This window comes from Ruegeria sp. BB5, from assembly GCF_056539405.1.
Window position 1 is genome coordinate 483,185 of sequence record NZ_JBQFUX010000001.1, and the last position, 23,370, is coordinate 506,554.

General features: G+C 55.1%; 28 protein-coding genes and 1 tRNA gene. 15 read left to right on the plus strand and 14 right to left on the minus strand.

Annotated features, from left to right (window positions below):
* Positions 1-35: 35 nt before the first annotated feature.
* A complete protein-coding gene (locus ACR0DL_RS02420) occupies positions 36-1,334 on the minus strand; it encodes a capsule biosynthesis protein (protein WP_480687414.1) in 1,299 nt (432 codons plus the stop codon).
* Positions 1,335-1,472: 138 nt separating this feature from the next.
* Here ACR0DL_RS02420 and ACR0DL_RS02425 point away from each other — a divergent pair, with 138 nt between their 5' ends.
* The 5 genes from ACR0DL_RS02425 (at position 1,473) to ACR0DL_RS02445 (ending at position 4,682) form a co-directional block, all read left to right on the plus strand.
* The gene (locus ACR0DL_RS02425) at positions 1,473-2,060 is read left to right on the plus strand and encodes a riboflavin synthase (protein ID WP_170357806.1); all 588 of its coding nucleotides are present in this window, start codon (positions 1,473-1,475) and stop codon (positions 2,058-2,060) included.
* A 102-nt stretch (positions 2,061-2,162) separates the two neighbouring features.
* Complete coding sequence (gene ribB, locus ACR0DL_RS02430) at positions 2,163-3,284, plus strand: 3,4-dihydroxy-2-butanone-4-phosphate synthase (protein WP_170348263.1); 1,122 nt, start codon at positions 2,163-2,165, stop codon at positions 3,282-3,284.
* 2 nt (positions 3,285-3,286) lie between these two features.
* The gene (locus ACR0DL_RS02435) at positions 3,287-3,838 is read left to right on the plus strand and encodes a 6,7-dimethyl-8-ribityllumazine synthase (RefSeq protein WP_170348264.1); all 552 of its coding nucleotides are present in this window, start codon (positions 3,287-3,289) and stop codon (positions 3,836-3,838) included.
* Positions 3,835-4,317 carry a transcription antitermination factor NusB gene (gene nusB, locus ACR0DL_RS02440; RefSeq protein ID WP_170348265.1) on the plus strand — a complete coding sequence of 161 codons (483 nt, stop codon included), beginning with the start codon at positions 3,835-3,837 and terminating at the stop codon, positions 4,315-4,317. Before ACR0DL_RS02435 ends, nusB begins: the two co-directional genes overlap by 4 nt.
* 59 nt (positions 4,318-4,376) lie before the next feature.
* Positions 4,377-4,682, plus strand: coding sequence for a hypothetical protein (locus ACR0DL_RS02445; protein WP_170348266.1), 306 nt, complete (start codon positions 4,377-4,379; stop codon positions 4,680-4,682).
* A 216-nt stretch (positions 4,683-4,898) separates the two neighbouring features.
* Here ACR0DL_RS02445 and ACR0DL_RS02450 read toward each other — a convergent pair whose 3' ends face one another.
* Both ACR0DL_RS02450 and ACR0DL_RS02455 read right to left on the minus strand, forming a co-directional pair.
* Positions 4,899-5,324 carry an SRPBCC family protein gene (locus ACR0DL_RS02450; protein ID WP_170348267.1) on the minus strand — a complete coding sequence of 142 codons (426 nt, stop codon included), beginning with the start codon at positions 5,322-5,324 and terminating at the stop codon, positions 4,899-4,901.
* Positions 5,321-5,641 carry an ArsR/SmtB family transcription factor gene (locus ACR0DL_RS02455; protein WP_170348268.1) on the minus strand — a complete coding sequence of 107 codons (321 nt, stop codon included), beginning with the start codon at positions 5,639-5,641 and terminating at the stop codon, positions 5,321-5,323. Before ACR0DL_RS02455 ends, ACR0DL_RS02450 begins: the two co-directional genes overlap by 4 nt.
* A gap of 115 nt (positions 5,642-5,756) precedes the next feature.
* Between ACR0DL_RS02455 and ACR0DL_RS02460 the strand changes: the two genes are divergently transcribed.
* Positions 5,757-6,188 carry an MmcB family DNA repair protein gene (locus ACR0DL_RS02460; protein WP_480687416.1) on the plus strand — a complete coding sequence of 144 codons (432 nt, stop codon included), beginning with the start codon at positions 5,757-5,759 and terminating at the stop codon, positions 6,186-6,188.
* 4 nt (positions 6,189-6,192) lie between these two features.
* Here ACR0DL_RS02460 and ACR0DL_RS02465 read toward each other — a convergent pair whose 3' ends face one another.
* Positions 6,193-6,381, minus strand: coding sequence for a DUF6324 family protein (locus ACR0DL_RS02465; RefSeq protein WP_170348270.1), 189 nt, complete (start codon positions 6,379-6,381; stop codon positions 6,193-6,195).
* Between the two features lie 77 nt (positions 6,382-6,458).
* On the opposite strand from ACR0DL_RS02465, the gene ACR0DL_RS02470 reads away from it, so the two are divergent.
* The 6 genes from ACR0DL_RS02470 (at position 6,459) to ACR0DL_RS02495 (ending at position 12,958) form a co-directional block, all read left to right on the plus strand.
* Positions 6,459-6,941, plus strand: a complete 483-nt coding sequence (locus ACR0DL_RS02470; protein ID WP_480662216.1) for a GNAT family N-acetyltransferase — start codon at positions 6,459-6,461, stop codon at positions 6,939-6,941.
* 47 nt (positions 6,942-6,988) lie between these two features.
* Positions 6,989-7,065, plus strand: a tRNA-His gene (locus ACR0DL_RS02475).
* 420 nt (positions 7,066-7,485) lie between these two features.
* Positions 7,486-8,574: a hypothetical protein gene (locus tag ACR0DL_RS02480; protein ID WP_480687418.1), complete on the plus strand. Its 1,089-nt coding sequence runs from the start codon at positions 7,486-7,488 to the stop codon at positions 8,572-8,574.
* 283 nt (positions 8,575-8,857) lie between these two features.
* Positions 8,858-10,588: an ATP-dependent nuclease gene (locus tag ACR0DL_RS02485; protein WP_480687420.1), complete on the plus strand. Its 1,731-nt coding sequence runs from the start codon at positions 8,858-8,860 to the stop codon at positions 10,586-10,588.
* Positions 10,575-11,990, plus strand: coding sequence for a UvrD-helicase domain-containing protein (locus ACR0DL_RS02490; RefSeq protein ID WP_480687422.1), 1,416 nt, complete (start codon positions 10,575-10,577; stop codon positions 11,988-11,990). The genes ACR0DL_RS02485 and ACR0DL_RS02490 overlap by 14 nt, the downstream gene beginning before the upstream one ends.
* Before the next feature lie 215 nt (positions 11,991-12,205).
* A complete protein-coding gene (locus ACR0DL_RS02495; protein ID WP_480688460.1) occupies positions 12,206-12,958 on the plus strand; it encodes an NERD domain-containing protein in 753 nt (250 codons plus the stop codon).
* Positions 12,959-13,294: 336 nt separating this feature from the next.
* On the opposite strand, the gene ACR0DL_RS02500 is transcribed toward ACR0DL_RS02495, so the two are convergent.
* The 10 genes from ACR0DL_RS02500 to secG all read right to left on the minus strand — a co-directional run bounded on the left by ACR0DL_RS02500 (position 13,295) and on the right by secG (position 21,529).
* Positions 13,295-14,101, minus strand: a complete 807-nt coding sequence (locus ACR0DL_RS02500; RefSeq protein ID WP_170348272.1) for an ABC transporter permease — start codon at positions 14,099-14,101, stop codon at positions 13,295-13,297.
* Entirely contained in the window at positions 14,098-14,985 is an 888-nt protein-coding gene (locus tag ACR0DL_RS02505) for an ABC transporter permease (RefSeq protein WP_170349373.1), read from the minus strand. Before ACR0DL_RS02505 ends, ACR0DL_RS02500 begins: the two co-directional genes overlap by 4 nt.
* A 72-nt stretch (positions 14,986-15,057) precedes the next feature.
* Positions 15,058-15,771, minus strand: a complete 714-nt coding sequence (locus ACR0DL_RS02510; protein WP_170348273.1) for a transporter substrate-binding domain-containing protein — start codon at positions 15,769-15,771, stop codon at positions 15,058-15,060.
* Between the two features lie 34 nt (positions 15,772-15,805).
* Positions 15,806-16,582 carry an ABC transporter ATP-binding protein gene (locus ACR0DL_RS02515; RefSeq protein ID WP_170357811.1) on the minus strand — a complete coding sequence of 259 codons (777 nt, stop codon included), beginning with the start codon at positions 16,580-16,582 and terminating at the stop codon, positions 15,806-15,808.
* A 137-nt stretch (positions 16,583-16,719) separates the two neighbouring features.
* Entirely contained in the window at positions 16,720-17,451 is a 732-nt protein-coding gene (locus tag ACR0DL_RS02520) for a phosphate/phosphite/phosphonate ABC transporter substrate-binding protein (RefSeq protein WP_480688462.1), read from the minus strand.
* A 5-nt stretch (positions 17,452-17,456) separates the two neighbouring features.
* Positions 17,457-17,894: a tellurite resistance TerB family protein gene (locus ACR0DL_RS02525; RefSeq protein ID WP_170348276.1), complete on the minus strand. Its 438-nt coding sequence runs from the start codon at positions 17,892-17,894 to the stop codon at positions 17,457-17,459.
* A 20-nt stretch (positions 17,895-17,914) separates the two neighbouring features.
* Positions 17,915-18,364, minus strand: coding sequence for a tellurite resistance TerB family protein (locus ACR0DL_RS02530; RefSeq protein WP_170348277.1), 450 nt, complete (start codon positions 18,362-18,364; stop codon positions 17,915-17,917).
* 121 nt (positions 18,365-18,485) lie between these two features.
* The gene (locus ACR0DL_RS02535; RefSeq protein ID WP_170548220.1) at positions 18,486-19,259 is read right to left on the minus strand and encodes an isocitrate lyase/PEP mutase family protein; all 774 of its coding nucleotides are present in this window, start codon (positions 19,257-19,259) and stop codon (positions 18,486-18,488) included.
* A gap of 101 nt (positions 19,260-19,360) precedes the next feature.
* Positions 19,361-21,004 (minus strand): CTP synthase, encoded by a 1,644-nt coding sequence (locus tag ACR0DL_RS02540; RefSeq protein ID WP_480687424.1) that lies wholly within the window; start codon positions 21,002-21,004, stop codon positions 19,361-19,363.
* A gap of 159 nt (positions 21,005-21,163) precedes the next feature.
* Positions 21,164-21,529 (minus strand): preprotein translocase subunit SecG, encoded by a 366-nt coding sequence (gene secG / locus ACR0DL_RS02545; RefSeq protein WP_058280875.1) that lies wholly within the window; start codon positions 21,527-21,529, stop codon positions 21,164-21,166.
* 150 nt (positions 21,530-21,679) lie between these two features.
* On the opposite strand from secG, the gene nthA reads away from it, so the two are divergent.
* Genes nthA through ACR0DL_RS02560 form a run of 3 tightly spaced genes read left to right on the plus strand, consistent with a single transcriptional unit; the run spans position 21,680 to position 23,303 of the window.
* Positions 21,680-22,294 carry a nitrile hydratase subunit alpha gene (gene nthA / locus ACR0DL_RS02550; RefSeq protein ID WP_170348281.1) on the plus strand — a complete coding sequence of 205 codons (615 nt, stop codon included), beginning with the start codon at positions 21,680-21,682 and terminating at the stop codon, positions 22,292-22,294.
* Positions 22,291-22,968, plus strand: a complete 678-nt coding sequence (gene nthB, locus ACR0DL_RS02555; protein WP_480687426.1) for a nitrile hydratase subunit beta — start codon at positions 22,291-22,293, stop codon at positions 22,966-22,968. Before nthA ends, nthB begins: the two co-directional genes overlap by 4 nt.
* Entirely contained in the window at positions 22,965-23,303 is a 339-nt protein-coding gene (locus ACR0DL_RS02560; protein ID WP_480687428.1) for a nitrile hydratase accessory protein, read from the plus strand. The genes nthB and ACR0DL_RS02560 overlap by 4 nt, the downstream gene beginning before the upstream one ends.
* The last annotated feature ends 67 nt before the right edge of the window (positions 23,304-23,370 follow it).

The following is a 23,370-nucleotide window of genomic DNA, read 5'->3' on the forward strand; positions in this document are numbered from 1 at the left end:
TTCGCGCGATAACTTCTAGCGCCAACCGGCCAGTATTACTCAACAAGCTTTAACTGTGGCGTCTGCGCCTCTTTGTGGGACAGGACGGATTGATAGGGGTCTGCGGCGTTCAGCATCATATCCGCCACGCCACGCAAAAGCTGCCTGCGGCCCCGGCGGGAATAGAATCCTCCGGGCACCTGACTCGTTTTCAACAAAAACCGGCGATAGGTCTGATAGGCATCCTGATCCGGGGGCATCGGGTCCGCAAAGAACGCCGCCAATGGTTGGCGCGATACGAATTCGGGTTTGTCATAGACCGATTTGCCAAAGATGCGCAGCGGGATGCCACGCCACAAAACCTGCTGCCCGGCAGTAGAATTGATCGTCACGGCAGAACTCGCACCATCCAGAAGCTTGGCGAGCTTGCCGCCGGGCACATAATGCACGCGATCCGCAATTCCATGCGCTTGAGCCAGCGCATACACACGGTGGCGAAGTGGTTCGCGGTGGTTTTCCAGCGGATGTTCTTTCACCACCAACCGATGATGCGCGGGCGCGCCGTTGGCAAAACCACGGATTACATCCGCAAGAAAGTCGGACATGCAGGAATAGTCCGAATGGGATTGAACCGAGCTGTCATGCCCCAGTTGCAGCAGCGCCAGATGGTAAGGGTGACTGCTCCCCAGAACGCGCGCTGTGGCCCAGCGGCGCTGAAGCCGGTGAAACGGCATCAGTGCCAGCCGCTTGAAATACAAGCCAAACTCCTTTGATACAGGTAGGTCGCGATGCCGCCGGAAGTTTCGATAACGTCGGTTCCGAAACAATACAAACCAATGATACAGCGCCCCATAAAAGATGTGCTGCCGCATATCCCCCCAATGCGAAGGTGGCGGTGGTGTCTGCGCTGTCGACTGATTCAGTGCATGTCGCATCTGATCGACGCCCAAAGACATCAGGCGTGAGTTTCCGTTTGAGCCGAACCGCTCATACGTTACCCACCAGGGGCGTAGGTAACCTTCCTCAAACACGTGAACAGTGACGCCGTTGGCTTGGGCAATCTTAACGGCGCTGGCGTGAATTGGGCGCGTGTCGCCGTACAGGACAATATCCGTGATTTCGCGATCTGCGATCAACTCAGACAACCTGTCCGGCCAAAGCTCGGGCGTGTCGAGAAATGGAATGTACGAGGCCTTGTCCAACCAGAACGCCTGATCCCCGGCGTTGAACCCCACGCGCCAAACCTCGGCCCCCGTAGAGCGCAGCATACGCCCGAGCCCGTTGAAAAACGGGCCATGCGGTCCCTGCAAAAACAGGAAAACACGGCGGTTCAGGCCTTTGGCGTCGGGTGACATCACTACTGCTCTTGCCTTTTGTTCAGGAAATTATGCCTGTTTCGACCTTTCCCGGCAAGGTGGGGCTTGCCCGTCACGCCGCTTGCGCTTACCTCGGCTTGGAACACTGGATCAGGTTAAGAGCTGAGGGTTAGCAGAATGTTTACAGGGATCGTCACCGATATCGGCACCGTCACCGAGCTGGATCAGCAGGGCGATCTGCGGGCCCGGATCAAAACGGATTACGACACGGCGGGAATTGATATCGGCGCCTCGATCGCCAGTGATGGCGTGTGCCTGACCGTGATCGCGCTGGGCGATGATTGGTATGACGTGCAGATCAGCGCCGAGACGGTTTCGAAAACCAATCTGGACAGTTGGCAGGTCGGTAAGCGCGTCAATCTGGAGCGCGCCCTGAAAGTCGGGGATGAGCTGGGCGGTCATATCGTTTCAGGTCACGTCGACGGTGTGGCCGAGGTGGTCGCCGTGCAGGACGAAGGTGACAGCACCCGCGTGACCCTGCGTGCCCCCAAAGAACTGGCCCGGTTTATCGCGCCAAAAGGTTCGGTTGCATTGAATGGAACCTCGCTGACCGTCAACGATGTGGATGATTGTGATTTCGGCATCAATTTCATCCCCCACACCAAGGAAGTCACAACCTGGGGTGATGTAGGGGTTGGTGACAAGGTGAACCTTGAGATCGACACACTGGCCCGCTACGTTGCGCGCCTGGCCGAAATGTCCTGAAACTACGTCGCGCCGGGATTGCCTGGTGCCGCAAGTGCTCTGGCCTTTGACCGTCTGGTAGTCTATCCACCGGGTCAAACATGCTCTGTGAAAGGCTGCCTCATGAGCTTTGAAACCCCAGGACCCGTCGAAGCCCAGTTGCGCGACGCGATCAGCCCGATCGAAGACATCATCGACGAGGCGCGCAAGGGCCGGATGTATATTCTGGTCGACCACGAGGATCGTGAAAACGAAGGCGATCTGGTGATCCCCGCCGAGTTTGCCGATGCCGACGCGATCAACTTTATGGCCACACATGGGCGCGGGCTGATCTGCCTGCCGATGACGGCCGAACGGGTGGACGCCCTTGAACTGCCGATGATGGCGGTGAACAACTCATCCCGACACGAAACTGCATTCACCGTTTCGATTGAAGCGCGTGAGGGCGTGTCGACCGGCATTTCCGCCGCTGACAGGGCATTGACGGTCGCCACTGCGATTAACGAACAGAACACGATGGCGCATATCGCCACCCCCGGCCACATCTTTCCCCTGCGCGCCAAGCGCGGCGGGGTGCTGGTCCGTGCGGGCCACACCGAGGCCGCCGTGGATATCTCGCGTCTGGCTGGGCTGAACCCTTCGGGCGTGATCTGTGAGATCATGAAGGCTGACGGCACCATGGCGCGTCTGCCTGATCTGGTCGAATTCGCCAAAGAACATGACATGAAGATCGGCACGATCAGCGACCTGATTGCGTATCGGTCTCGCAATGACAATCTGGTGGTCGAAACATCGCGTGAGACTGTTACCTCGGAATATGGCGGAGAGTGGGAGCTGCGTATTTTCACCGATCAGACCCACGGCATCGAACATGTCGTCATGATCAAAGGTGACATCACCACACCCGACCCGGTGCTGACCCGCACACACGCCCTGCACGAAGCACCCGATATTCTGGGTCTGGGCCCGAAATCCTCTCGCGAACTGCCGCGGGCAATGGAAAAGATCGCCGAAGAGGGCCGCGGCGTGGTGTGCCTGTTCCGTCAGCCGCGCAACTCGCTTTACGCGGTCGAGGACGAAGGCCCGCGCACCATCAAGCAAACCGGCCTGGGCGCGCAGATCCTGTCCAAGATGGGTATCCAAGAGCTGGTACTGCTGACAGATTCGCCGGAAACCGTATATCTGGGGCTCGACGCTTTTGGCCTGTCCATCGTCGGCACCCGCTCAATCCTTAAGGATGACTGATCGTGGCTGAACAAGACAAACACGGCGTTCTGCCGACACCGACCTTCGACAAACCGGCGAAACTGCTGATTGTGGTCGCCCCGTTTTATCGCGCCATCGCCGACAATCTGGTAGCCGGTGCAAAAGCCGAGATCGAAGCGGCTGGTGGTACTTGTGACGTGGTCGAAGTACCCGGCGCGTTGGAAATCCCGACCGCCATTGCTATGGCGGACCGTCAGTGCAATTTCGACGGTTACGTCGCGCTGGGCTGCGTCATTCGTGGCGAGACCACGCATTATGAAACGGTGTGCAATGACTCCAGTCGCGCCATCCAACTGATGGGTTTGCAAGGTCTGCTCATCGGCAATGGTATTCTGACGGTGGAAAATGACGATCAGGCCGAAGTCCGCGCAAATCCAGAAAAGATGAATAAAGGTGGCGGGGCTGCCGCTGCGGCCTTGCATCTGATCGCGCTCAGCCGTAAGTGGGGCGCCTCACAAAAGGGCGTTGGCTTCAAGCCCCCGTCCGAGTCCATCCTTGTGGCGGGCGATAGCAACGGACCCACGACAGCATGACCCAGACAGATGCGCCGAAACCGGCCAACCAGAAACGCCTGATGAAATCCGCCGCCCGGCTTTATGCCGTGCAGGCTCTGTTCCAGATGGAGCAGTCGGGTCAGACGACCGAACAGGTTGTGAATGAGTTTCTGGATCACCGGTTCGGCGCTGTCTATGAGGGCGAAGAGATGTTGGACGGCGATATCCGCGTGTTCCGCAAATTGGTCGAGGACGCCGTGAACTATCAGGCGCCCATTGACCAGATGACCGACCGCGCGTTGGTCGCCAAATGGCCCATTGCGCGCATCGACCCGACTTTGCGCGCCACGTTCCGTGCCGCCGGGGCGGAGCTGACTCAGGGCGACACTCCGCCCAAAGTCGTCATTACCGAGTTCGTCGATGTAGCCCGTGCCTTTTTCCCGGAAGGCAAAGAGCCAAAATTCGTCAACGCCGTGCTGGATCACATGGCGCGCGAGGCCCAGCCCGAGGCGTTCTGACGCCTTTACCATGGTCCGACACGCGCTAAACTTACTGTACAAGCGCAATGAGGTCCGCCATGCCCAAACTGATCCGATTGTACATCACTCAGGTTATCTGGGGATTTGTCATCTCGGCCATCTTTGTCGGGGTGCTGTTGGCGCTTAACGTGGCCAATTTGCGCGGTTTGATCAGCGGATCGGATATCGGTCTGATAGCGCTGTTCATGATCTGGTTCATGAACGGCATTGTCTTCGCAGGTGTTCAATTTGCCTATTCCATCATGAGCTTGGCAGAGAAACCGGGTGGTCCGCGTCGTGGCTCACCCGTCGTACACAGCTTTGAACCTGTTGCAGTTCAACAGAACGCGCCTGCGCCGAAGTAATTTTGCTTCAGAAAAATGTGGCGGGACCGCCAGTCAACCGTGCGGTGTGATTCCCGAGGACCTGTATGTACAGGTGGGCGCCAGGTAATCAGGCCAGGACCTGAACAGAGCCAGCCCCCTCGGAATTGCTTAAGGCCACCAGAATGCTACCTATCACAAGAAGGGCAGAACCCGCCACGCGCCTAAGTAGGGGTTGCGGCGGGTTTGCACAAGGGGTCAGGCATCGACTGTTTCGTGCAGGGCGGTGCGCATTTTGACGAAATGCTCATCCCAGCCGCTATCGAGCGACAGGATCAGACCAAAGGCTTCGGCACTCTGAGGCAGCCCTTCGTGTTGCAACGCAAGCCGTGTGCCGCCCGAAACGGGTTCGAGCGTCCATTTCACCACGCTGACGGCGTCCCCCATGGGTTTGACGGTGAATGTGTATTCCAGGTATTCAGGTGGGCGTGCAACGCGCACTTCTCCCCAGATCAACAGATCACCACTGGTTGTTCCGAACATCTCAAGCTTTTGTCCGGCGGCCAGCGGGCGTTCGGGTTTGTGAAACCATTCGGCCAGACGGTCGGGGTCCGTCAAATAGGCCCAGACGGTTGTGGGCTCGGCCCGTAGAAAGATCGTTTTTTGCAGAACGGTATGTGTCATGTGTCTTTCCTTTCAATGGCTTCTTTCAGTTTGTTCAGGCGGTCGTCCCAGAACTGGTCGAAATAGCTGAACCAGTCGAGAACAGGGGCCATCCCCATTGGTTCCAGTCGGTTGATACGTTCCCGCCCGCGTGTCTCGACCGAGATCAGACCGCCATCCGACAAGACAGTCAGATGCTTTTTGACGGCGGCGCGGGTCATGTCGAACCGTTCGGTCAATTGAGCGATGGTCATGTCCTGCGCGGCGAGCATCTGAACGATGTCCCTGCGGGTAGGGTCGGCCAGCGCACGAAATGCGTTTTGGGTTTGAGGCTGCATGTGCTTCACCATTCGTAATACCTTTTGGTATCACATTTAATGCAGTACCAAATGGTATTGTGTCAAGCCTGAAGTGGTTCTTGATTTTTGTTCACGAATTGTTCACATTTCTAAAATGACACTCGATCTGCAACCCGGACAAAAGCTGGCCCGCGGCGTGGCCCGCCATTTGTCGGCGCATGGTTTTGTTTCAGTTGAAGAATTCGTACCGATGCGTGGGCTGCGCGTCGATGTTATGGGGCTGGGCCCTAAGGGCGAGCTTTGGGTGATCGAATGTAAATCCAGTCGGGCGGATTATCAGGCCGATTCCAAATGGCAGGGCTATCTGGAGTGGTGTGATCGATTCTTCTGGGCCGTCGATATCGACTTTCCAACCGATCTGCTTCCTGCGGAAACCGGTCTGATCATCGCCGACGCTTATGACGCCGAGATTGTGCGCATGGCGCCGGAAGACAAGGTTGCACCGGCGCGGCGCAAGAAGATGATCCAGAAATTCGCAACCGACGCGGCGCGCAGGTTGCAAGCGCTACGTGATCCCAGGATTTAAGCGATTAGCTTTGGACAGCGCGGGCGGCCTGAGCAGCAGCGCGAATTTCATCCGCGATTTCCTCGGCCTCTTCGGGGTCGAAATCCATTGGGATTTCGATGTTGTCTGCCTCGATGAATAGCCGCACCATGCCGTGATCAGTGGGCCCGATCTGCAGGTTTGCCTGAATGTCGCGTTCGGTATTGATGCCCATGTTCGCCTCCGGGACTAGGCGTTCGTGCTAACGCGCAAAGGGTTGAGAATCAAGCTGCCTTTGCGGTCTGATGAGGTATGGAGAATATTCAGATCAGACCCTTTCGCGCCACTGATGCACCCTGGCTAGTAGAGCAGCACGGCCGGTATTATGCGCGCGACGAGGGGTTTGATTCCTCGTTCGGCGCTTTGGTGCAGAGCATTCTGGAGGATTTTGTGGCCAGCCATGATCCGACGTGTGAACGCGGCTGGATAGCGGAAAGCGACGGCCAAAGACTTGGCAGCATATTCTGCGTCGCATTGGACGAACAAACTGCAAAACTACGGCTCTTTCTGTTGCTGCCCGAAGCACGGGGGAGGGGGTTGGGAAAGCGCATGCTGGACACCTGTATGGGCTATGCGCGTGGTGCAGGGTACGCGGAAATGCGGCTTTGGACCCACGAAAGCCACAGGGCGGCCTGTACGCTGTATCGTGCGAATGGATGGCAGTTGCTGGACAGTAAGCCAGTGCATTCCTTTGGTGTCGATCTTGTCGAACAAAGCTGGAAAATTCGGCTTTAATCCTCTTGCATTCCTTGGATGCGTTCGGTACATCGCCCCTCACGAGTGCCGCCTTAGCTCAGTTGGTTAGAGCGCTGGATTGTGGATCCAGAGGTCCCCTGTTCAAGCCAGGGAGGCGGTACCATAAAAAATCCAAAAAAACTCAAATAAAACAAAAGCTTATGACATTAACACTGTGTCATAATTATTCACATGGTGCAAAACTGCCGCATAAACAAACGTGAACACAGGGTGAATAAAGAGGAAACTGTATAAATCCTGTATAAATTTGCGCTCTAAACTGTTCAGGCGTTTTAACCCTTTAGAATAGAACTGACAAATTCACTTACATTTCTATCCCCGCGTGTCACTAGGAGTGACATCAGAATAAGCTAAATAATTGTTTCCTTTGCTTGATTGCGGCTCTCATCGAAGATTTACTGGGCCTAATAAACCTTTGTTCAGGTAGAGGTTTATGGCGTTCAATCCTTGCTTGGGTGGTTAGATGCACCGAGAACGAAAAATAAGCCTTGGTGAACTTTACAATCTCGTATGGGAGATGCCGATGTGCCGACTGGCCTCCGAGATGGGGATTTCTGACAGTGGCCTTGCTAAGATTTGCAGGCAGAACAGCATTCCAACACCCGCTCGCGGACATTGGGTCAAAATCGAAGCTGGTAAGAAAGTAGAGAGGCCGCCGTTCCCACACGAAGCAGTTTCGGAATCCAAAATCGTCTTAGTCTCATCTGGATACAAGATGAGTTCAACAATAACCTCCTGTCGGATAGATAGGAAAACGCTGGAAGCTGAACTTGATGATCCTGTGCTACCGGTACAACGCAGCGAGTTCCATCCTGTTGTATTGGGATGGTTGCGGAGAGAAAATCCGAGCAAGTGTAAGTTCCGTACAAGTCGAGACTCCCTTGACAATAGTTGGGGAATACCCGCCATTTCGGAAATTGACTTATATCGGCTTCGAGTCACCAGTGCATTTTTGTCCGCAGTGGAAGCCGGGGGGACCAAAATTCTGAGCTCGGAACACCGGGGTCGGTTTAAGCTTGAGGTTGAAGGCGCTGAGCTTGTCGCAAGAATTCAACAAAAAATGTCCACGCGAACGATTAGTGGGATCAGTTTAGAGAATTGGACCGCTTGGCCTGATCAGCAAAACTCCGGGCTGTTCCCCACTAATGATCTCAAGCTTTCCCTAGAAGGGAGATACATCACTGATGTAAGGCTGGTTCTTGGACAAAAGGGGATAGAGTCGGGTGGTCTAAAGAAGTTTATCTCTTGTGTTCTTGCTGCGCCCACGGCCTTTAATCGTCAGGTCGAATTGCATCGCGCTCGGGAACGAGACCAACAAGAAGCTAAGAAACAAGCGCGTGTAGAAGAAGCAACACGAATTCGGGAAGACAGCAGGTGGGAGAAGTTTAACGAGCTTGCTAACAACTGGGAAAAGTTGGATTTGCTCAAGCGGTTTTTGCGTGAACTGAAATCAAAATCCGAGATGTCTCTGGACAAGGAGATTGAAGGAAAAGCCATAAGGCAATGGCTTCAGTGGGCTGAAAGAATGATAGAAAAGCATGATCCGACTAATCATATTGAAGAAGTATTTTTGATAGACACAGAACACCTTAAAACAACTGAAGCAAAGTAGATTAGTTACACGTTCTGGCTCAAATTTGTGAGAGTCTTACAGCGCTCTACTTTTGAAAACCACTAGATTTGGCCCACAAAAGCGCACCCGCTCATGGAGTGTCGTATTCAATCGTGTGCTCAAGCCCGAAGATTGATCCATCTCAATTCTGCAGGGGCTTAAAGGTGCTTTAACCTGCGCGAGCCGACAACTCATACTTGTGGCTCTTTCAATGCGGTAATATCAGAACGGTACTTGCCAACTCACGGTAAGGTTGTTCGAAAAAATATAGAAAGCTTGAACTGTGCCAAAAATTGTCTTCCTAGGCATTCAGAATTTCAGAACTTTGAAGAGCTTTTCTTGGAAACCTCAACCCGGCATGAATTGCCTTATAGGAACAGGTGACAGCGGAAAAACTACGGTACTGGACGCGATTGACTATTGCCTCGGAGCTCGACGGTCAGTTCAGTTTTCCGACTACGATTTTCACAACACTGACACAAGCGAGCCGATTCAAATAACGATAGGTCTCAGTCAACTAGAACCTTCACTTCTCTCTTTAGATGCTTACGGCGACTTTTTAGTAGGCTACAACACTGCGGATGAGAAATTTGAGGACGAGCCGGGGCATGGATTGGAAACGGCTTTGCTACTCCGCCTCAGTGTTGAAAAAGACTTGGAGCCGCAGTGGACACTCCTGTCGAACCGCGCCCGGCAAAAAGGTGTCCAGCGAAACTTACGATGGGAGGATCGTCAGTCTTCCGCGCCGCTGAGACTGGGAGATCATCCAGATTGGCATCTTGCGTGGAGGAGAGGTGCACTTTTCGAGCGATTGACGGATGAGAAGCTAGCTCTCACTGATGGGTTGTCCGATGCAGCCAGAAAGGCAAGGTCAGATTTTGGTTCAACCGCGAACAGTGAGCTAACAGCAACTCTCAGCAGAGTGAAATTTTCGGCGGATGAATTGGGTGTTCCCACTGAGGGGGGAGTCAGCGCCCTACTTGATGCAAATTCCGTAAAGTTTGGGACCGGGGCAATAGCATTGCACAATGCTCAGAATATCCCCCTTGCTTCCTTAGGCACAGGGTCCAAAAGACTATTGGTTGCGGGACTAGCAAGGCAAGTTGCGAAATCCGCGAGCATTTCTCTTGTCGACGAATTGGAGACCGGTCTGGAACCACACCGAATTCGTAGCTTATTGAATACACTAGGGGCCAAGGACCCAGAGACGCGACAACAGGTTTTTGCGACGACGCATTCGCCAGTTGTTCTTCGCGAGCTAGACTACTCGCAACTGACAATTCTTAGAAAAGATGACGGCGCGGCAAATCACTCTCCACGTCAAGCAACTCCGAGTGCGCAAGGTGTTCTACGTGGCAATCCGGAAGCCTTTTTGGCGAAGAGAGTGGTGATCTGCGAAGGGAAATCGGAGATGGGTTTTCTCCGAGGCTTAGACCAGTACTGGGCTAACAAAGGAAAGATATCCATTGAAGCGTTGGGCACAACCTTAGTCGACGGAGGCGGGGCCAATAGACTGTTGTCGCCCGCCAAGGAGTTGTTGGGACTAGGCTATGCTGTTTCAATTTTTATGGACAGTGATAAGCCTTTGGAAGCCTCTGAAGAAAACGCTTTTATTGCAAGCGGCGGATCAGTTTTTAGATGGCCAAATGACTGGGCGCTTGAGGACGCTATTTTTCAATGCTCTCCAAGTGACGTCATTTTGCAGTTGTTGGACTATGCTTTGTCGCTTCCGAACGGGCACAAAGTTGACGCACAAATAATCTCCGCATCAGGTAATCGATTTAATCTTGCCAGTGTCAGACAGTGGGCAGCAGCAGATCAGATCACTCCTGAGTTGGCGGCAATGTTGGGTGCCGTGGCAAGGAGCGGCGACGGATGGTATAAGAAAGTCGCGCCGTTCGAACACATTTCAAAGGTAATTCTCTCTCCTAAAATTGATAAGTTGGACCCCAGATTTACGTTTGTTTCTAATGCCCTGCTGAACTGGGCTTGGGGGCAAAATGCAACTGCCTGATCCTTTGGATGTAGCACGCGGGTGTATTCAAGCACCGGCGGGTTGTGGAAAAACACACCTTATCTCCGAAAGCTTGAAACGCTCGAGTGAAGCTAAACCCATATTGGTTTTGACACATACAAATGCCGCAGTTGCAGCCCTTAGGCAAAGGTTGGATCGTGGTGAAGTACCTCGATCAAACTATCGCTTGGCTACAATAGACGGTTGGGCGATGCGAATGGTTGGAATGTTCCCGACCAGAAGCGGCGCAGCTCCATCAGTCCTAGAGTTGTCTAATCCTGGAACAGATTACCCTGCCATCAAAAACGCTGCCTTAAATCTGCTTCATGGGCAGCACATTGATGACTTGCTGATCGCGAACTACAGTCGCTTGTTCGTCGACGAGTATCAGGACTGTCTCCAAACCCAGCACGCGATTGTAAAAGAGATTTCACGTGTACTTCCAACTTGCATTTTTGGGGATGTTCTTCAGGGAATATTCGACTTTGGAGACGCTCTCGTAGATTGGAACACGGAGGTGCTGCGAGACTTTCCTCTGATTGGGGAGTTGGGTGTACCTTGGAGGTGGGAACAAGTTGGATCTTCCGAACTTGGCAGGTGGCTACTAAGCATAAGACCGGCACTGATCGCAGGTCAGAAAATCGACCTAATGACCGCCCCAAAGGAACTTGAGTGGGTTCCTATTTCAAGCCCAAACGATTTTGACTCCATATTGAAAGCTACCCATTCCTCCCCAGAGGGAATCTCCAGCAGCTTGATAATATGCGAAGGCAAGGGCTGGAAGGGTAAGAAACGCCAACAGGATATTGCCAGAAAAACTAGAGGTGCCTCAGCCGTTGAAAACGCTGATTTGACCGACCTAGTCTCATTCGCCAAAAGTTTTCAGTTTTCGTCAGAATCCGCACCAGAAGAGTTGCTAACAGAAGCTGCAAATCTCCTTCGTGGCGTGAATGCCTCAGAGATGATCCGACGACTTGCGTCACTAAAAGCTGGAACCAACAGGAACGCACCAACAGACGCTGAATACGCCGCCTTGCAGTTTGACAACAATAGAACTCCCAAATTGGCTGCTTCACTACTATCTTCTCTCAGCAATCAATCCGGAGTAACCGCGTTCAGAAGAGAAGTTTTCCAGAATCTATTGAAAGCTCTACATGCAACTGAAAGTGCTGATGACTTTTATGACATGGTTTTAAAAGCTCGCGAGGAAAGGCGTTTTCACAGTCGTGCATTAGGTGCGCGATCTGTTGGCAGCACATTACTCGTAAAAGGCTTGGAGGCAGATCAGGCCGTAATCGTGGATTGCGACAACATGAACGCCAAAAACCTTTATGTTGCATTAACGAGAGGAGCAAAAAGGATTGTGGTTTGCTCAACAACCCAATTTTTGCCATCGGTTTGATCCGACCGCTTAACGTCGACTCATGTTTGTGAGGATTGAGAAAGCTTTTTGCATGTAAAATTTAGCATGTTCGATGAAGCAACATTATCTGAATTTGGTCTGCTTAGGATCGTGTTCGGGCCCGGGTAAAATAAGCTATAGAAGCTATCGAATGAAACGATTGTCGAAATGCGTTGTTTGTGAAGCGAGCGAGCCGGGAGGTTTTGGCGTTGGAAGTGTTAATTGTAATACTCGGTCTCGGCTTTCTCATTCTCCACTTCTATCTAAAGTCGCCAACTGTAATTGGTGCTCAAGGTGAACGACGTGTGAGCTCCACGTTAAACCGAAAGTTGGACAAAAAAGACTATATTGTTCTTGATGACCTTACTCTGCCAAACGCTCAGGGCACCACACAGGTAGATCACATTGTGTTGTCACGACATGGCGTGTTCGTAATAGAAACGAAGAACATGTCTGGTTGGATTTTCGGTGGGAAAGACCAATCGCGTTGGACACAGGTTAAGCACCGGCACAAATCTCAGTTTCAGAACCCCCTCCGCCAGAACTACCACCATATCAGAGTAATCCAAGACCTACTTGGCATCAGGTTGGACCAAATGGAAAACCTAGTTGCTTTCGTAGGTTCGGCAGAACCAAAAACTGAAATGCCGCCAAATGTTTTCTGGAGCAGGGGAGACCTGTACAACTACATAGCCACAAGGCAAGCTAGCCAATTCAACGACGCTGAGGTTCGTGACTTTGCCAAAAAATTGCGTGGTGCAGCGTTAGAAGCCAGCAAGGAAACACGACGAGCACACGCAACGCATGTTCGTGAAAAGGCCAATCGCAAGAACGCCGACGTAACAAAGTGCCCGCGCTGCGGGGCAAAAATGGTCGAAAGAACCAACAGGAATTCGGGGCAGAGCTTCCTCGGATGCACGCGTTATCCAAAATGTCGAGCCACAAGACCTGCGAATTCAACTTCCTAGAGTGATTTAAGCGTGGTCAGGTCTATCTAGAAACGCTCAGTTCGAAGACAGTTCTCTCTGGTTGCAAAACCCAGAGGTCCTTTGAAGACATTGTGATTGAATAAATTTTGCGAGTTTGTTGCTTCAAAAACGCTATGAATTATATTAAGTTATTGATTTTAAATGAATAAAAAATCAAACTCGCTCGTTGTGGATCCAGAGGTCCCCTGTTCAAGCCAGGGAGGCGGTACCATCTCCCTCAATATAGTCTGAAAAAAACGTGCAAAATGTGCTGCTTGGAGCAGTGACTGTTTTTGCTGTAGTTGTTGGCAGTTTTGACGGCTGGCGCGCCTGTGATTAGCGCGCCAGGTTCAGTTTCAGCTTCATTTTGCTCCGCTTTTCTGCGGGCAAATGTCGGTTCAAGTGCTTATTCACGCGGCCAAAGCTCCAGATGACCACGAGGGTCAGCAGGATAAAGTAGAAGGCCAGAATCGGGTAGGGGATGAACGGGTTGAATGTTTTGTCCGCAAAATAGCCCGCGTAGTACAGCGCATCGCCACGTTGCTGCCAGACCGGGAAGGCCGAGAAGAACACCAGCGTAGTGGCATGGAACAGGAAGATCGCCTCGTTCGTATAGGCAGGCCAGGCCAGCCGCAGCATGGTTGGCCACACGATGCGGCGGAACCGTGCCCAGCCTGTCATGCCATAGGCATCAGCAGCCTCGATATCACCCTTGGGGATCGACCGCAGCGCGCCATAGAAGATCTCGCCGGAATAAGCGGCGGTGTTGAAGAACAGCACGATCAGCGCGCCAAGCCAGGCCGAGGTGAGCGCGTCGAGGAACGGATAGCTCTGCTTCAGCGACAGGAAGAAGAAATAGGCGAAGAAGAACTGGATAAACAGCGGTGAGCCTCGGAACAAGAAGATGAACCACTCTGCCGGTTTGCGCAGCCACTTATTCGTGGAAGCCTTGCCCATGGCAAGCGCGGTGGCCAGAAAGAACCCGGTCACCAGCGCCATGATCCCGAAATAGATGTTCCAGATCATGCCCGAGCCGATCAGGGTAAACTGTTCGCACAGGGTAAAATCGTTTCGTGGCAACAGACGTTCGCCAATCCCGATCGAGCGCAGGCCGTAATCCTGGATCGTTTGCAAGCAGCTCATGCGGTGGTCTCCTTGCGCAGCAGCTCTCCGCCCGAGGTCGCCTGACCGTGGGACAGGCGGCGCATCAGCCGTTCAAGACCGATTTCCGAGACTCGGGTCATGCCCAGGTAGAACACCAGAAGGGCTAGGAAGTACCACATGCGCCAGTCGCCATGCGGGTATTGGGTGAATTTCGGGTTCTTGTACCCACCCAGCTCGCGCGCCCAATAGACGATATCTTCGATGCCCAGCAGGAACAGCAGCGGTGTAGCCTTGATCAGTACCATCCATAGGTTTGACAGGCCGGGCAGGGCGTATACCCACATCTGCGGCACGAGAATACGCCAAAAAGTCTGGCGGCGGGTCATGCCATAGGCCTCGGCCGTTTCCAGCTGAGCACGTGGGACAGCGCGCATACCGCCAAATAGTACGTTGGCGGCAAAGGCGCCGAAAACGATTGAGAATGTGATGACGGCCAGAAAGAAGCCGTAAGTTTCGTGTACCCATTCGGGGGCAGTGCCAAGCGGCAGCTTGGCGGCCTGACAGACGATAAAGTCATTGCCCTGTCGGATCGGATCAGTCCATTCCGGGCACAATATTTGATGACGAGTCCATTCGAACGCCTGATCCAGTGCGATCACGAAGAACATGAAGAAGGCAATATCCGGCACACCGCGCACGACGGCGATATAACCTTTGCCCAGCAGGCTGAGCGGCAAGAAATGCGACCGAGCCGCCATAGCGCCCAAAAAACCAAAACCCAGCGCGACCGGCGCCGTAATGGCCAGCAACAGCAAGACCTTGAAGAAGGACAGGTAGAACACCCAATGCACACCGTTGGTCAGATAACACGAGAACCAGCGGAACGTGCCGAGTGTTTCGGGATCAGTGCAGAACGAGAAAATGGCGGGCCTCTTTGACTGGCAAGGGCGCATGGGCGGCGCGCCCAAAGATCAGGCGCGCCGCTGAATGTAAGATCAGAAGGTCGAGGACACTTCCCACTTGGTGATCAGCTCGTTCAGGCTGCCGTCGTCCTTCATGGACTGGATGGCGGTGTTGAACTTTTCTTTCAACTCACCGTCGGATTCACGGATACCCATGCCGACGCCACCGCCCAGCGGAACTTCGTCGCCAACAAAGACTAGACCCGAGCCATCTTCGGTGAAAGGCACCAGGAAGGATTTGTCTGCCAGAACTGCATCCGCTTCACCACCGCGTACGGCGGCAATGGTTTCTTCCGGGCTTGCGAACTCAACCAGAGTTGCGCCGGAATCAGCAACGTAACCGGCCTGAATGGTGCCGGTCTGCGCCGCGATTACGCCGCCTGCCAGATCAACGCCATCGGACATGGCAATATAGGCCGACGGATCCGGCGGCGTGTAGTTGTGGGTGAAGTCGATGACTTCGTCACGCTCATCAGTGATCGACATACCCGCGATGATCGCATCGTAGTTGCCCGACACCAGGTTCGGAATGATCGAATCCCAATCGTTCTTGACCCATTCGCATTCCAGGTCGGCACGCTTGCACAGCTCATCGCCCAGCTCACGCTCGAACCCGTCAATCTCGCCCGCGTCATTGACGAAATTCCACGGTGCATAGGCACCCTCGGTGCCCAGGCGGATAGTGTCTGCCATGGCCATACCAGCGCCAAGCGCCAGTGCTGCAGTAGTCAGAATCAGTTTTTTCATTGGATACTCCCCAGTTTTGTTTTCTGTCCTGAAGTTAAGCCGCCTGAGTGGCGGATAGAAAGCCCCGAAGCCGTTCGGATTCGGGGGACGTAAAGATATCTTCTGGCAGGCCCTCTTCTTCGATCAGGCCCTGATGCAGGAACACGACGTGGCTTGAGATGTCGGCCGCCATTTTCATGTCGTGGGTCACGATGATCATGGTGCGCCCTTCGGCGGCCAAATCCTTGATCACCTTGATCACTTCCTGTTCCAGTTCCGGGTCCAGTGCCGAAGTGGGTTCGTCGAACAACAGCGCCTCGGGCTCCATACACAGGCCGCGGGCGATGGCTGCGCGCTGTTGCTGACCGCCCGAAAGCTGCGCCGGGTAGACATCGCACTTGTCGCCAATGCCAACCTTCGCCAGGTATTTTCGGGCGCTATCCTCGACCTCTTTCGGGTCGCGGCCCAGAACGGTTACCGGGGCCTCCATCACGTTTTGCAGGATGGTCATATGGGCCCACAGGTTAAACTGTTGAAACACCATCGACAGGTTGGTGCGGATGCGCATCACCTGTTTTGGGTCGGCGGGGCGGCGATGGTGAAGGTCACCGGCCCAGCGTACGGGTTCACCCTTGAACAGAATCTCGCCCTGCTGGCTGTCTTCCAAAAGGTTACAGCAGCGTAACAGTGTGGATTTGCCTGACCCGGACGATCCGATAAGCGAAACCACATCCCCGCGTCTTGCCGTAATATCAACCCCTTTCAGCACCTCGAGATGGCCGAAACTTTTGTGGAGGTTTTTGATTTCGATAACGGGAGTGGAATCTGTCACGGGTGGCCCATGTGTTGTCGGTGTTGGTGCGGTAATAGGGCGCAAAAATCGGGGCAATGCAATGCGCAATTGACATCATCGGGTGCTGAAACCGTCAAATTGACCAAACGTACTGACCAAAATGATCACCGATTGGGTCAGATGGCATAATCCCGGACCGGATTGGGGACTGACAAATAGTTCTCGGCAGGGATGGTTATCAGGCCGCGAAGATGCAGCAGGTCGCGATCTTGTGGGTTCAGGTCGTCAATTGCTGCGCGAACAGCGCGGGCGATACCTGGTGCATCCTGCCCGATGGCCGTGATATAGGGTAGGGCGGGCGTCGGCGGCGTCGTTCCAACCTCGCGTAGGGACGCGTCAAGGTCGGAATGCGTCTTGAGCAATTCCCAGGTCAATGCATCCAACGCCGCGTAATCAGCCTGTCCATCGGTCACAGCGTCGGCAGAAAGCGCATGCCCACCGGTTTCAAGTATGGTTTTGGGGCACAGGTTGAGCGCCTCTAGATGAACCATTGGCGCAGCCCAACCCGATTGTGACAGGCCCTCGTTATAGGCAAACGTGCCGTTCGAAAGTCCGTGCAGATCGCGCGGATCATTTTTTCGGGCCACAAAAACGGAGCGATAATAACCGGGCGGGCACCCCTCAAGTCCATAGTCCGGGGTGCCGACCAGCTGTACGTTGCCATGTAGGCGGGTGCGGTAAGGCATGCCGCAGGTCTGCGCAAAGGTCAGGTCGGGGTGTTGCCAGACATCCCAGAAATCGGTGTCTCGCGTTAGCTGATCCGGGCCAAAGCCAAGGTGATCGCGAATCAACGCCCATAACCGATCATTCGCAGGCTGTAATGCGGGCATGTCATACATGCCCAGCATCGCGATCACGACTTGGCGGCCTTTTGACGTGCCAGGGCGGAATCTACGTCACTGACGCCCAGCAGGCTGACCACCAGCCGCAACAGCGAATCCTCTTCGCCCGAGCGCTGTCCGTCGGCCAAAGCGACGGACCACATCGCCTGCACCACGGCCAGACGGTCGTCATAGGCCACGGCCTCTTTGATCGCGCGGGTAAAACGGACCGTGTCGGGGGCCTCAGACTCTAGGTCTTCGGCCCGGGCGCGCAGGGCGGCGGCCTCGAACGGGGACAGGCCATAACGTTCGGCTGAAATCTTGTCGATTCGGGCCATCTCGGTATCGGCATAGTCGTTGTCGGACCTGGCGATGCGCACCAGCAGGGCCGTCAAGGCCAGACGGGCATCATCATCGGCAAGCGGGTCGGGGGCGGGCTGTGTCAGCCGGGACAGGAAATCACTAAACATGGGTTAGATATAGATGGGGCTTAATGCTCTTCCAAGCTTCTTTGAACACGCTCGCGGGCGGTCTGGCTGTCATTGAAGCTAAGGCCCATGGCGATGCGTGCCTCTTCCACGATCTTAATCTCACCTTCGTCTGTATCGCCATCGGCCAGAACGACCTCCCATAGGGCGTCCAACGCGGCAAGGCGTTCGTGAAGGTCGGTGGTTTCGCGGATCAGCTTGCCGAAGGTGTCCGTCTCAGGTGCGGCGGCGTGCAGCTTTTCGCAGGTCGCGCGAACCTTGGCAGCTTCGATCGCATTGTGTTGATAGAGCCGCGCAAGGATGCGGTCGATCAGGCTGATTTCCTCAAGCTTATAGTCACGATCCGCCTGCGCCACACGCACCATAAGCGCACCCAGAGCCAGCTCGGCATCCGGGTCGGGCAGTTTATCGTGCTGCGGTGGGCGAAAAGCCTGAAAGAACTTCTTCAACATGCGCTCAGGTTATTCCATATTTTGTGGGCCGCCAAGCACAGACCACCCGTCATAGGCAGAATGGTCGCAAGACTGTCGGATTTGGCAGAAACACGCTGAGCGCGATCCACCTGCGGATGGATCAACCCGCCTGAAGCGCCTGTTTTGCCTGCTCTTGCAGCCAGCCCAGCATCTGCCGATAGGGGACAGGGCCATAGCTGACCCGCGCCACGCCCAGTGACGCCAGAGTGGCCGTATCGGGGGTGCCGGGAAGGGCAATAATGTTGACGGGCAACTCGGTCGATTCGCAGAGCCGAGCGATCAGCCCTTCGTCTTTGAGACCCGGCGCAAAGAACCCGCTGGCCCCGGCATCGGCATAGGCCTTGGCCCGTGCGATCGCATCGTCCAGCATCGAATTATCATGAGTGTCGGGCTTGGCTTTCAAGAAGATATCCGTGCGGGCATTGATGAAGGCCGGGATGCCGGCAGCATCGCAGCCTTCGCGCATTGCCTGGACGCGTGCTTCCTGCGTTTCGATGTCGTAGAGGTCGCTGGTGCCAACGATTTGGTCTTCAAAGTTAAAGCCGATGACACCGGTCTGCAGCGCAAGTTGAACATTGGCGGCGACGCTTAGCACATCCTCAGCATAGGCGCCTTCGAAATCCAGCGTCACGGGAAGATCCACCGCGGCAACGATCCGGCGTGCATTGTCCAGGGCAGCATCCAGTGAGATCTTCTGTCCGTCCCCGAACCCTTGCGCCATCGCAACCGGCGCGCTGCCAGTCGCAATTGCCTTGGCCCCCGCATCGCGGACAGCCCCGGCGCTGCCCGCATCCCAGATGTTGTACAGGATGACCGGCTCGCCCTTTTTGTGTAGGGCGGCGAATTCTTCTGCTTGGGTAATCTGGTTGGTCATGCCGGTCTCCTGTCGCTGCTATGGCGGCAGTTAACCGTGCAAATAGTCGGCGCGTAAAGATGTTTCGCGCCGACCAACACAATACAGTGATTTGTCCGAGGTCAAACCAGACGCGAGCTGTCCTTGGCTGCGCGCACAAAGTCGCGGAACAAGGGGTGGGGGTCAAACGGTTTGGATTTCAGTTCGGGGTGATATTGCACGCCGATGAACCAAGGGTGATCTGACCATTCAACGATCTCGGGCAAACGTCCGTCCGGTGACATGCCCGAAAAGTTCAGGCCCGCCTTTTCCAGCTTTTCGCGGTATTTGATGTCCACTTCGTAACGATGGCGGTGGCGTTCTTCGATATTGGTGCCACCGTACACCTCGGCCACTTTCGAGCCCTCGGCCAGTACCGCGTCATAGGCGCCCAAACGCATGGTGCCGCCTTTATCGTCGCCGACGTTACGTTCTACTTTGTGATTGCCCTGCACCCATTCTTTCAGGTGATAAACTACCGGCTCGAAACGCTTTTTCCCGGCCTCGTGGTCGAATTCCTCGGACCCGGCTTCGGTGATCCCCGCCGCATTTCGCGCAGCCTCGATCACGGCCATCTGCATGCCCAGACAGATGCCCAGATACGGCACTTTGTGTTCGCGCGCATATTGCGCCGCTTTGATTTTGCCTTCGGTACCGCGTTCACCAAATCCGCCTGGCACAAGGATTGCGTGGAAGCCTTCCAGGTGGGGGGCGGCGTCTTCTGTATCGAAAACTTCGGCATCCACCCATTCGACCTTGACCTTGACCCGGTTGGCCATGCCGCCGTGGGTCAGTGCCTCGGCAATCGACTTATAGGCGTCTTCCAGTTGAGTGTATTTGCCCACGATGGCAACCTTAACTTCGCCTTCGGCGTTGTGGATGCGGTCGCTGACGTCTTCCCACTTGGTCAGATCGGGTTTAGGGGCCGGGCTGATCTGGAACGCGTCCAGTACGGCCTGATCCAAACCTTCGCGGTGATAAGCCAGCGGGGCGTCATAGATAGTCGAAAGGTCCTGCGCCGCAATTACGCTGTCGGGGCGCACGTTGCAGAACAAGGCCAGCTTTTCGCGTTCCTTGGTCGGGATCGGGCCCTCGGACCGGCAGACCAGAATATCGGGTGCCAAACCGATCGAGCGCAGTTCCTTGACTGAGTGCTGCGTCGGTTTGGTTTTCAACTCGCCAGACGCCTTGATGTAGGGCAGCAAGGTCAGGTGCATGAACAGGCACTGACCACGGGGCTTGTCCTGGCTAAACTGACGGATGGCTTCAAAAAAGGGCAGACCCTCGATATCGCCGACGGTGCCACCGATTTCACACAGCATGAAATCAACTTCATCCTCGCCGATAGCGATGAAATCCTTGATCTCGTTAGTGACGTGGGGGATCACCTGAATGGTCTTGCCAAGGTAGTCGCCGCGACGTTCCTTTTCCAGGACGTTGGAATAAATCCGGCCCGAGCTGACCGAGTCGGTTTTGCGGGCCGCCACGCCAGTGAAACGCTCATAGTGGCCCAGGTCCAGATCAGTCTCAGCCCCGTCATCAGTGACGAATACTTCGCCATGTTCGAAGGGCGACATCGTGCCAGGGTCTACGTTCAGATAGGGGTCCAACTTGCGTAAACGCACCGAGTATCCCCGGGCTTGCAACAGGGCACCCAGAGCCGCCGAAGCCAGCCCTTTGCCCAAGGACGAAACCACACCACCAGTGATGAAAATAAAACGCGCCATGTTTTTCGGCTGCTCCCGTGAGACGTCAAAATCAGCTGCCCGACGGTTTCGAAAAACCGCTGCATCACGGGACTTCACGTATAAAGGATTCGCGCCAATAGCGCAAGAGAACCGCAAGATGCTGTTGCAGCTCTCTTTCAGATTTCTAGGTTTTGTGGATCAGTTGGCCTGAGGAATCAGAGGCGCGTTGTCGCCCTGCGCCGGGGGCAGCAGATCATCCGCCGACGGAACCGCCGGGGTGCTTTCTTCGGTTGCCGCAGGTGCCGGAACGCCCAAACGGTCGATAACCGAGCTGCCCGAAGACTTCTGAGCCGCCAAAATGGTCAGCGTGATCGAGGTCACGATAAAGCAGGCTGCCAGAATCCAGGTCACCTTGCCCAAAGCGGTCGCTGCCGCGCGACCTGTCATGGCGCCACCGCCACCACCGCCCATACCAAGGCCACCGCCTTCGGACCGCTGCATCAGAACAACGGCAATCAGGCCCAGGGCCAAGAGGAGGTGGATGATGAGAACGACGTTTTCCATGGTGTTCCTGTACAGCGTGGCGTGTATCGCGTGGTACTTATGCAAGTTTGCCTTCGGGGGCAAGGGATGAGTTGGCATCACGAACGGTGATATTCCAGATCACAGCAAAGGGACTGGACAGGCAGATGATACGTAACGCAGGCTGCGGCCATGCCTCATGACGATCACGACCACCCGCACGCCCTGTTGCCGCCCGATCCCGCGCTTCGAGTTAAAGCGCTTGAGACGATTCTGACCCGTAAGGGTCTGATCGACCCGGCGGCGCTGGATGAGATTATCGACACGTATCAAAACAAGATCGGTCCACAGAACGGCGCGCGCGTTGTCGCCAAGGCGTGGGGCGATTCTGCGTTCAAGCAAGCCCTGCTTGCAGACGCGACGTCTGTTGTCGCTGATCTTGGGTTTTACGGGCGGCAGGGCGAACATATCGTAGTGGTCGAGAATACGCCGGAACAGCACAACATGGTCGTTTGTACCCTATGCAGCTGCTACCCGTGGCCTTTGCTGGGTATTCCACCGGGTTGGTACAAGTCCGACGCTTACCGCGCTCGAGCGGTACGTGAGCCGCGCAAGGTCTTGGCCGAATTCGGTGTCGAATTGACGCCAGAATCATCCGTGCGGGTATGGGATTCGACCGCAGAGATTCGCTACCTCGTGCTTCCCATGCGCCCGGAAGGCACAGAAGGGCTGGGAGAAGAGGACCTTGCTGCGCTTGTTACCCGTGACAGCATGATTGGCACGGGCCTGCCTAAGGTGCCGTCATGACCCGTGTTCACGATATGGGTGGTCGGTTTGGGGACGGTCCGGTTACGCCCGAGGCCGAAAGCGCCCCGGTCTTTGCCGAGGACTGGCATGGTCGCGCCTTGGCCGTGACGCTGGCGGTCGGGTTTCTGGGGCAATGGAATATTGACGTCTCGCGCCACGCGCGCGAAAGGCTGTCGCCCAAGGACTACGCACGGTTCTCTTACTATGAAAAGTGGATATCCGGTCTGGCCGACCTGCTGGTCGAAAAGGGGGTGCTGACCTTGGATGATTTGTCGGGCGCAGGCACCGATGGCCCACACCCGTTGGCAGCCCGTGTTCTGAAAGCCGGGACCGTCTCGGAAGCCTTGGCCAAAGGCGGGCCAGCAGATCGGGCTTCGGACGTGCCGATACAGTTTGAAGTCGGGCAGAATGTCCGAACTGTGGATACGGCAGCCAATCGCCTGGTGAGTGGCGGCCATACGCGACTGCCAATCTATGCATCGGGTGCAAATGGCCGAATTTTGCGGCTGCACGGTACGCATGTGTTGCCAGATTCAAATGCACATGGTTTGGGCGAGGCACCAGAGCCCCTTTATGCGGTGGCGTTTGCCGCGTCCGAGTTGTGGGCTGACCCGGAGCATCTTAAGGACGAGGTCGTTCTGGACTTGTGGCAAAGCTATCTGGAGCCCGTATGAGCACCTGTTCCACCCATTCCGCACCAGAGCCGGTTTTTGCCGAACCCTGGCATGCGCAGGTCTTCGCCCTGACAGTTGCATTGAACGAAGCTGGACAATTCGAGTGGTCAGATTGGGCCGATCGATTTTCGCATACTTTGAAATTGCACGGGTTGGACAAGGAACTGGATGGCGGGAATGATTATTTTCACGCGTGGCTGGAGAACTTGGAGCAATTGTTGGTCGAACAAGGTTCGACGTTACCAAGTGACATTCAACGCATGAGAAATGCTTGGGAAGAGGCTTATTTGACGACGCCACACGGTCAACCGGTGCATTTGGCGGCAGGCGAATAGGAGGGGCGCTACCCCCGCCGCTTGTTCTGGGCGACTCCTCCAAGACATTTGAGGCCGGATGAACAGG